Below are 8,204 nucleotides of genomic sequence, written 5' to 3' on the forward strand. Positions count from 1 at the left end.
ATCACTTATAAATACGCTTTTAGTTGTTCAAACAAGTGGGACCACCTCTGTCTTAGAGGCAACAAAAAAGAACAGGAGTAAAGTCGCAAGGGAAAACAGCAGTACCTCGAACAAAAAGAATCACGCTGATTTAAATGCAACAGATATGAGGGATTGAATGGAAACTTTACAACAGAAGTCGAGCATGACTTCGAAAATTATGTGGCTCCTTGTAGCCATTGTCGGGGCAGTATCCTTTGGGATTCTTGCACTTAGCCGTGGAGAGCATGTCAATGCGGTCTGGCTGGTGTTGGCAGCTGCCTGTGTATATAGCATCGCTTACCGTTTTTACAGTTTATTTATTGCCAATAAAGTTTTTGAACTGAATGAGCGCCGTTTAACGCCTGCCCATCGTCTGGCTGATGGTCTGGACTATGTACCCACCAATAAAGGGGTGCTTTTCGGTCACCACTTTGCTGCGATTGCCGGTGCGGGCCCTTTAGTCGGTCCAATCCTTGCAGCACAGATGGGTTATTTGCCCGGGACTATTTGGTTATTAGTCGGTGTGGTACTTGCCGGTGCAGTTCAGGATTTTCTGGTACTGTTTATTTCAACTCGTCGTGACGGTCGTTCACTGGGTGAAATGGCAAAACAGGAACTAGGTACTTTTGCCGGTATTATTGTCATGCTCGGTGCCTTAGGCGTGATGATCATCATTCTGGCGGTATTGGCGCTAGTCGTTGTCAAAGCCTTAACCAACAGCCCATGGGGTGTATTCAGTATTGCCGCCACGATTCCGATTGCAATATTTATGGGTATTTACATGCGCTTTATCCGTCCAGGACGAATCGCAGAAGTCTCCATTATTGGTTTTGTGTTGATGATGCTCGGCATTATCTACGGTGAAACTATTGCTCAACATCCATACTGGGGTCCATTCTTTACCTTGTCAGGTACTGAACTGACTTGGGCATTGATTATCTACGGTTTTATTGCTTCTGTATTGCCGGTATGGCTGCTACTTGCACCGCGTGATTACTTATCTACCTTCCTGAAAATTGGCGTGATTGCGGGTCTGGCGATTGGTATTCTATTCGCGATGCCAGAAATGAAACTGCCAGCAATTACCAAATTTATTGATGGTACTGGTCCTGTATTTGCAGGTTCAATGTTCCCATTTCTGTTTATTACCATTGCCTGTGGTGCGATTTCCGGTTTCCATGCACTGGTTTCATCAGGAACCACACCAAAGCTGGTCAACAACGAACGCGATATCCGTATGATCGGTTATGGCGGTATGTTAATGGAATCTTTTGTGGCGATCATGGCCTTGATCTGTGCTGCGATTCTGGATCCAGGCATTTACTTCGCGATTAACTCGCCAGTCGCATTACTTGGTACTACGGCAGAAAGTGCAGCAGAAGCAGTACGAACCCTTGGTTTCGTAGTAACCCCTGAAGCCTTGAATTTGCTGGCGCAGGAAGTCGGTGAAAACTCGATTCTGTCGCGTACTGGTGGTGCACCGACTTTCGCGATTGGTATGGCGCATATCATTACCGAAATCTTCAATAGCCGTGAAATGATGGCATTCTGGTATCACTTTGCGATTCTGTTTGAAGCATTATTCATCCTGACTGCTGTTGATGCCGGTACTCGTGCCTGTCGCTTTATGGTGCAGGATACCGTGGGTATCGTGATTCCTGCAGTAAAACAATCGCATAACTTCTTCGGAAACCTGTTGGGTACTGCGGTTGCAGTTGCAGGCTGGGGCTTCTTCGTTTATCAAGGCGTTGTCGATCCACTCGGTGGGATTAACAGCTTATGGCCACTGTTTGGTATCGGTAACCAGATTCTGGCTGCAATGGCACTCATTCTGGGTACTGTGATTCTGTTCAAAATGAAAAAACAGAAATACGTTTGGGTGACGATTATTCCAACTGTATTCCTGTTCATTACCTCAATGACTGCAGGCTGGCAAAAGATTTTCCACGAAAATCCGAAGATCGGTTTCCTTGCGCAAGCTGACCGTTTTAACACGGCAATTGCCAATAATGAAATTCTGGCACCAGCAAAAACCGTGGCTGAGATGCACACAGTGGCATTGTCGAATCAGATCAATGCGGGTCTATGTGCTTTCTTTATGATTGTTGCTTTCGTCATGCTGTTTGCTGCAATTGGTGTGATTCGCCGTGCTTTGGCAAATCCGGAACCAACTGTACATGAAGCTGAAGCGATTTATCGTGATCCTGCTGAGATCAAACCTACAGCACATCACTAAGGAGACTGGTATGAATCTGAAATTTGCCAAAGGCGGAAAAGCGGTGATCTACAAGATCATTAAAATGACCGTCATGTCGCAAAAGGATTTAATCCTGAATCCGAAAAACTGGTCACGTATCGCGACGCTGTGGCAACGTTTGCAGCAGAGTTTCCGTTTGATGGTTGGAGTACCGGATTATCAGACCTATCTGGAACATATGAAAAAACATCATCCAGATTTGGAAGCGATGGATGCCAAAACTTTCTATCGTCATTGTGTGGATGCACGTTATCCCTCTGCTGGCGGTGGCATGAAAAAATGTCCATGTTAATGAATCAATAAAAAGAGCGCCTTTCGGGGCGCTTTTTTTTATATTTTACAAAATCTAGAAAGATAAGATATTAGATGGTTATACAAGTCTATGCGCTGATTTATATTTATCATCAAGTTTAAACTTTATACAAATAGCTTAAAAGTATACTTTTAAGATATGGCTTTTATACCTGTAAAAATGAGAATGATAAATTCGTTTCGTGACTTTGGAAATGTAGAGAAACCCAATTAGATAGTTTGAGGTAATTTATCTTTACTGAAGGATTGGAATATATTTTAAGCAGCTTCTAACTTTAGAGAAGTTAATAGGCAGGATTAAAATATTTAAATAAACCGTTTTTATTGGATATTTCTGATGATTAGGTAAGTGACTCAGTGTAAAGATATATTATTGGTCTTTAGTGTGGTTTAAATTCAGTGTATGTTAATCACAAGTATCTATTTTAATGAGAAAATTTGTGATGTGGGGCATAAAGCAAAAAGCAAATCATGATATAGCGCACATAAATACTCAGCTTGAACAGCAGATTGCCAGCTATGCTCCCAGTATTGAAAAATTCCTTAAAGAAATTAATGCAATTGTGCTGGATAAACAGGCACAAACCCGACTGGCATTGTGTTGCCTGATTGCTGGTGGACACGTTCTGTTTGAGGATTTACCGGGTTTAGGTAAAACCACATTGGCAAGCAGTCTGTCTCATCTTGCCGGCTTAAAGTTTCAACGGATTCAGTTTACCAATGACATGCTTGCCAGCGATGTAATTGGCATCAACATGTTTAATCAGAAAGAACATCAATTTGAGTTTAAGCAGGGTCCAATCTTTACCCAGATTCTTTTGGCGGATGAAATTAACCGTTGCAGCCCCAAAACCCAAAGTGCTTTGCTGGAAGCGATGGAAGAAGGTTATGCGACAGTCGATGGAGTACGTTATGCCTTGCCTAAACCATTTTGGGTGATTGCAACACAGAATCCATTATTCCAGAGCGGAACGTATGCTTTGCCAGAATCCCAGCTAGATCGGTTCTTGATGCGTTTATCTTTAGGTTATCCATCCCGACATGCAGAAAAACTGTTATTGCAGCAAGAATCCCGCTTTGCCCTAATTGCCACCTTGGCCCATGTATTCTATGAAGAGCAGATTTTAGAGCTACAGCGACTGGTTAATCAGATCTATATCAGCGAACCCATACAGGAATACTTGCTGGATCTAGCTGAAGAAACCCGAAAAAACCGTTATGGATTATCAACACGTGGCTTATTGGCATTAAAGCGGGGAGCTCAGGCACATGCTTTGATTGAAAATCGTGCTTTCGTCACACCAGATGATGTACAGGCTGTGTTTGTGGCAGTGGCTTCGCATCGTTTAGGGTTGAGTGAGGCAGAAACCTTAAATATCATGCAGCAAGTGGCGATAAGCTAGGAGCCAGATCTTGGGAAAGTTTTGGCAGACCTGGTTAAGTAAACGTTTTCAGTTTGCACAGCAAAAACAGCTCTCACAACGTGATGTGCTGGTCTTTATCTATCAGCAGGGCTATCTGTATCTGGTACTGATTTTCATCACCTTTATTGCAGGTGTAAATTATGCCAATAACCTGATTCTAGGTTTTTGCTTTCTGATCAGTGCCGTGCTGTGTATCAGTTTTTATCTAACTTTTAAACAGCTGCACGGATTGAGTATCGAACTGCTTACGGATGAAATCGGGCAGGTGGGACACGGCCTGAATCTGCATTTCCATTTTCAGCAACCGGTCGCACAATCACGATATCTGTATATTCAGGCAGGTGAACAGCTTTATAAGGTATTGGTCAATCAGACCAGGCAAAAATTTAGCCTTTCCTTTTATGCTGAACAGCGTGGAATATTTGTCTATCCGGCCATTCAAATATATTCAGTCTATCCTTTTGGACTGGTAAGAGCTTGGACCTATCTTTACCACCAGCGCTTTGCCTGGGTAGCACCGAAAGCTCAGTATTCAACTGCTGAAAATAAGCAGCATTTGCCAAGTTTTGAGCCAGAAATGGATGAGTTTCGAGAACTACGAAGTTATCAGGCAGGGGAATCATTGCGGGCTGTTTCCTGGAAACAGGTAGCGCGTGGGCAGGGTTTGTATATTAAGGTCTTTGAACAATATCAGAACCAGCACAGTATAGAGATTCATTATGCACATATGCCAAGCCCTTCGCATGAAGAAAAGCTGGAATGGATGATGGGGCTGATCGAACAATGTGAACAACAGCAATTAGCCTATAGCCTGCATTTGCCCCATGCAGAACTGGCTTCAGGTTATGGCGCTGAACAGATGCATCAGGCCAAACTTTTATTGGCGCAGGCTTAAGAAGATAGACATGATGAATGCAAATATCCGCACAGCCATTTTGCTCAGCCTCAGTTTAATTCTGGCTGTACAGGTGAGTTATTTGCCTGCAGGACTCAGCATCATCTTTGCCCTGATGCTGGTATTGCTCTGGCTGAATTTGAGAAAGCAAAAGACTTTTCCTAAAAAATGGACCCTGTTGCTGACAGTCATAGCACTTGCAGTTATTTATTTTACGCATCAAAGCTTTTTGGGTATAGATGCGGGTGTTGCCGTGCTCTCCACTTTCTTATTTGCCAAGGCTTTTGAAACCCGTACTAAACGTGACCTGATTATTTTATTTAACTTTGCCCTGTTTGTGGCGGCAAGTACTTTCCTGTATAGCCAGTCTTTTATCATGGCTTTTGGGATTCTTCTGTGCTTACTAAGCTGTTTCATTGGCTTATATCGTATTCAGGTAGGTGAATTTGAGCAGGATCTACAGGCTCAGGAGAACGCATTAAAACAAGATGCTAAACATGTCGGCAAATTTGTACTCTATGCACTGCCATTTTTTATTTTACTCTTTATCTTTTTTCCACGTTTGTCACCGATGTGGCATATCCCCATTCCTGAAAATAAAGGGGTCACCGGAATCAGTGACAGAATGTCTCCAGGGGATATTGCCCAGTTATCTCAGTCAAGTGCATTAGCATTTCGAATTATAGGCGATGTAAGCAAGCTACCTCCGCGTGCAGAATTATATTGGCGTGCCTTGGTATTAGATGAATATGATGGTCAAACCTGGACCAGTAGTACAATCAATCAGCAGCCACAAATCCGCCAACAGAATGATTCTGCCTCATTGGCATCGGGCTGGGATTATCAGTATCTGGCTTCAGATCCATCCGTACTTTGGGTGATGGGATTGGAGAAATCAGTCCCTTTAGAGCGTCGTTATTATAACCGTTATGATTGGGGAATTGTGCCGCGCCGTTTAACTCAGCGTGTGGAACCGATTCAGCTACGCTGGGTGGGAACAGAGGTAGAGCAGCCTAATTTAAATGCTAACTATCTGCAATATATGAATACCCGAACGCCTGCTCAATATGATTCTCAAACTCAGGCACTGGCAGCAAATTTAGTTAAACAGAGCGAGGGTAGTCAACAGCGCTATATTCAAAATGTGTTGAATTGGTACCGGGCGAATAATTTTGTATATACCTTATCCCCAGGAACATTAGGCCAAAACCGGGTGGATGAATTTCTGTTTAATGCGCGCCGTGGTTTCTGTGAGCACTACGCATCCAGTTTTGTCATGCTAATGCGTTATGCAGGAATACCAGCACGTGTGGTCACGGGGTATCAAGGTGGTTCACTCGCACCTGATGGCAAGAGTTGGGAAGTGCGCCAGATGGATGCGCATGCCTGGACTGAAGTCTGGGTGAACCAGCAATGGCAGCGAATTGATCCTACTGCCATTATTGCTCCACAACGTATTGATAATGGTATGCAAAACTTGATGTCTGAAAATTCAGCAGTTTTAGGTGAGGGTAGAACATGGACAACACAGCAATATCAGTTTATGACCAAGTTGAGGGTCTGGAGTGACTATGCCAGTTATCAGTGGCAAAGTAAGGTGGTAGGTTATAATGCAGATTCACAACGCAGCTGGATGTCTAAACTTGGCTTGAACTCTGCTTATGCAGCTGTGTGGATACTTATAATAGGTATTTCATCTTTGATCGCATCTTATTTCTTATGGATTTATATTCAAAAGCGAAGACAGAATTCACCATTCGAGCTAGCCATAGAGCAGCTTAATCGTTCCCTGCTTATTCAGATGCGTAAGCAACCGGCTGAAACATTTAAACAGTGGATGCTTCGAATATCAGCTTCCTTAAGCTCAGATCAGGTTACGTCTTTTTATGAAGCTATACAAATCTATGAGAGAAATCAATTTTCAGCTTATAAGCCTGACCAAAAGGATATTCATAAATTTAGGTACTTGCTTAAAAATTGTGCATGTGCACTGAAAAATAAAGGAAAAAACTTGTCTTAGGATTCAAAAATTTATAATATGCGTAGCATTCTAGGTGTATAGCTCAGTTGGTTAGAGCGCTACGTTGACATCGTAGAGGTCTCCAGTTCGAGTCTGGATATACCTACCAAGATTACTTTTTATACAGCTTTCTATAGGGTTGTATAAAGCAGAAAACCTTCTAAATTCAACAATTTAGAGGGTTTTTTTTGTTTCTGGTGGTTTGGTATGTTTCTCCAAAACTGACGCTATCTTGTATCACCACGTGTATCACTGTCTAATAATCTAACTCGGTGATACACGGTAATAGATATGTTCCGCAAAGATATAAAGAAACGACCTCTTAGTGAAAAAGTTCTCGCTACTTTAGTACCTGAGGACAAAGACTACCGTGAACTCGACGGCGCGGGTTTATATTTTCTGGTGAAGAAGTCTGGTGTAAAAAACTGGCAATTTCGCTATAAAAATGCTGAAGGGAAATGGGCTTGGATTGGCATTGGCGCATATCCTAAAGTCAGTGCAAAACTCGCTCGTCAAAAAGCACAGGAATATAATGTCGCCTTGTCAAAAGGTGAAGAATTAAAACCAAAGAAAATATTGCTGAATGAGAAAAGAGAACTAGAGAGTTTGTATTTTCAGAATCTCATGCGGGATTGGCTAGATACCAAGTCGACGAAATGGGGAGAAGCAACATATACGAAAGCAGAGAAATCGATCTACAAACATATCATCCCCAGCTTTGGAAAGCGTAGTTATACCGATATTAGTGCGAAAGAGTGGTTTGATTTCTTCCAGGGCTTACAGCGTAATTTAGGCATTCATACACAAATTGAGAAACTGGTGTCCTATGTTCGAGGCTGTTATGACTGGGCCAAATTTCAAGGAAAAATTAGTTCCAACCCGCTGGAAGGTATCACTAAGCATTTAGATACATATCAATCGGGAAATATGAATTTTATTAGTATTGAAGATCTTCCAGTTTTATTGCAAAGAATCCGCGACAATAAAAAACGTGCTATTGGAATTGGTTTAGAGTTAATGATTCTACTTTTTCCACGCCCTGGTGAATTAAGGTGTGCTAAGTGGGAACAGTTCGATCTTAAGAACGCATTGTGGAGCAAACCCGCTGCATCGACTAAAACCCGTCTGGAGCATCAAGTACCTTTGCCTAATCAAGCAATCACACTTCTAAAAGAACTCAAGGAGATTCAGCCCGAATCTGAGTTTTTGTTTCCAAGCCGCCTATCTGAACCGTACCGGGTTTGTCGGAGACTTTTTTATTTAAGTTAGGCCACC

At 42.5% G+C, this 8,204-nt stretch carries 6 protein-coding genes and 1 tRNA gene; all 7 read left to right on the forward strand.

The features are described from left to right. Nucleotides 1–157 precede the first annotated feature (157 nt). The 7 genes from C8322_RS13860 to C8322_RS13890 all read left to right on the forward strand — a co-directional run bounded on the left by C8322_RS13860 (nt 158) and on the right by C8322_RS13890 (nt 8,198). Nucleotides 158–2,257, forward strand: a complete 2,100-nt coding sequence (locus C8322_RS13860) for a carbon starvation CstA family protein (protein WP_004810435.1) — start codon at nt 158–160, stop codon at nt 2,255–2,257. A gap of 10 nt (nt 2,258–2,267) precedes the next feature. After that, nucleotides 2,268–2,570, forward strand: coding sequence for a YbdD/YjiX family protein (locus C8322_RS13865; protein ID WP_004810433.1), 303 nt, complete (start codon nt 2,268–2,270; stop codon nt 2,568–2,570). Nucleotides 2,571–3,033: 463 nt separating this feature from the next. Further along, nucleotides 3,034–3,993 (forward strand): AAA family ATPase, encoded by a 960-nt coding sequence (locus C8322_RS13870; protein WP_111810805.1) that lies wholly within the window; start codon nt 3,034–3,036, stop codon nt 3,991–3,993. A gap of 10 nt (nt 3,994–4,003) precedes the next feature. Then, nucleotides 4,004–4,909 (forward strand): DUF58 domain-containing protein, encoded by a 906-nt coding sequence (locus tag C8322_RS13875; RefSeq protein WP_111810806.1) that lies wholly within the window; start codon nt 4,004–4,006, stop codon nt 4,907–4,909. Between the two features lie 10 nt (nt 4,910–4,919). Continuing rightward, nucleotides 4,920–6,929, forward strand: coding sequence for a transglutaminaseTgpA domain-containing protein (locus C8322_RS13880; protein ID WP_004810427.1), 2,010 nt, complete (start codon nt 4,920–4,922; stop codon nt 6,927–6,929). 32 nt (nt 6,930–6,961) lie between these two features. Then, a tRNA-Val gene (locus C8322_RS13885) sits at nt 6,962–7,038 on the forward strand. Nucleotides 7,039–7,220: 182 nt separating this feature from the next. Further along, nucleotides 7,221–8,198, forward strand: coding sequence for a tyrosine-type recombinase/integrase (locus C8322_RS13890; protein ID WP_111810807.1), 978 nt, complete (start codon nt 7,221–7,223; stop codon nt 8,196–8,198). The last annotated feature ends 6 nt before the right edge of the window (nt 8,199–8,204 follow it).

This window comes from Acinetobacter sp. SM1B, from assembly GCF_003289665.1.
Taxonomy (GTDB): Bacteria; Pseudomonadota; Gammaproteobacteria; order Pseudomonadales; family Moraxellaceae; genus Acinetobacter; species Acinetobacter schindleri.

Bases quoted from the DNA above. Each gene is read 5' to 3' on its own strand.
- C8322_RS13860 (WP_004810435.1), top strand. From the start codon at position 158: ATGGAAACTTTACAACAGAAGTCGAGCATGACTTCGAAAATTATGTGG.
- C8322_RS13865 (WP_004810433.1), top strand. From the start codon at position 2,268: ATGAATCTGAAATTTGCCAAAGGCGGAAAAGCGGTGATCTACAAGATC.
- C8322_RS13870 (WP_111810805.1), top strand. From the start codon at position 3,034: ATGTGGGGCATAAAGCAAAAAGCAAATCATGATATAGCGCACATAAAT.
- C8322_RS13880 (WP_004810427.1), top strand. From the start codon at position 4,920: ATGATGAATGCAAATATCCGCACAGCCATTTTGCTCAGCCTCAGTTTA.
- C8322_RS13890 (WP_111810807.1), top strand. From the start codon at position 7,221: ATGTTCCGCAAAGATATAAAGAAACGACCTCTTAGTGAAAAAGTTCTC.